This window comes from Chitinophagales bacterium (assembly GCA_040877935.1).
Taxonomy (GTDB): domain Bacteria; phylum Bacteroidota; class Bacteroidia; order Chitinophagales; family CAIOSU01; genus JBBDNB01.
Window position 1 is genome coordinate 24,705 of sequence record JBBDNB010000024.1, and the last position, 1,086, is coordinate 25,790.

1 protein-coding gene is annotated in these 1,086 nt (G+C 41.5%); it reads right to left on the reverse strand.

The window, feature by feature from the left end:
* The coding region (locus WD048_06195) for a hypothetical protein (protein MEX0811787.1) at window positions 1–1,086 on the reverse strand (1,086 nt) is incomplete at both ends.

Here is a 1,086-nt window from a genome sequence, read left to right on the forward strand (position 1 = left end):
CTGCACCTACTGCAAAATCAGTTATTGAATCGGCCCAGCCTATTGCTATGGAATTACCGCCATTTGTATAACTCTGGTAGCCTCCGACTATGCTATTGCTATTACTTACGGTGTTTTCTTCTCCAAAGGCAATACTTCTATCTCCTGTTACTGAATGATTATCTGCGCCAAAACTTGCCGAGCCAATTACCTGTAATTTATGATCGGGGGTCATTGTACCGATTCCTACATTTCCAGTATTGGCATTGTAAATATCATTTCCGTTTTTCAACCACAAGGAATCGCTTAAAAGCGAAAGAGGCAGGCCATTGCCATCTTCAATAAATAAAGAATCATTTTGTATGGAAAGGATTTGATCATCTGTATTTACTGTTCCGGAAGGCAATAAAATACTACCGCCATCGCTCAGGAAAATGGTATCACCAGAAATGGAAATGTTTTGCAGCTCATTGGTAGAGTCTGCATCCAAACCATCAATTAAACCTGCCAGGTTTACTATAGCAGAATCCCCGTCATTGATAGCTATGGTCAGTACTGTTCCATTGATAAAACCTTGCAGGTTTTGTAACTCATTAGTAGAATCATTATCTGATATATCGCTATTCGTGATATAATTCACGTCATTCACAAACGAACTCACATTGGTCGGGGCATTGGTCAAATCGTTGTAATCCCCGCTAAAGCCTTCCGGTAATTTGACAAAACCGCCATCTTCCAGATAAACAGTGTCGTTGGAGATAGAAATAACCTGATCGTCAGTACCGATCGAATCCAATACCACAAAACCTCCATCGCTTAAAAAAAGCGTATCTCCTGAAATGAAAATATTTTGCAGCTCGTTGGTGGAATCCGCATCGGGCAAATTGGTGGTCGTTACATAATTCACATCATTCACAAAGGAACTCACATTGGTCGGGGCATTGGTCAGATCGTTGTAATCTCCGCTAAAGCCTTCGGGCAATCTGACAAATCCGCCATCTTCCAGATAAACCGTATCGTTGGAAATAGAAATAACCTGATCGTCAGTACCAACCGAATCCAAAAGAACAAAGCCGCCATCGCTCAAAAAGAGCGTATCTCCCGAGA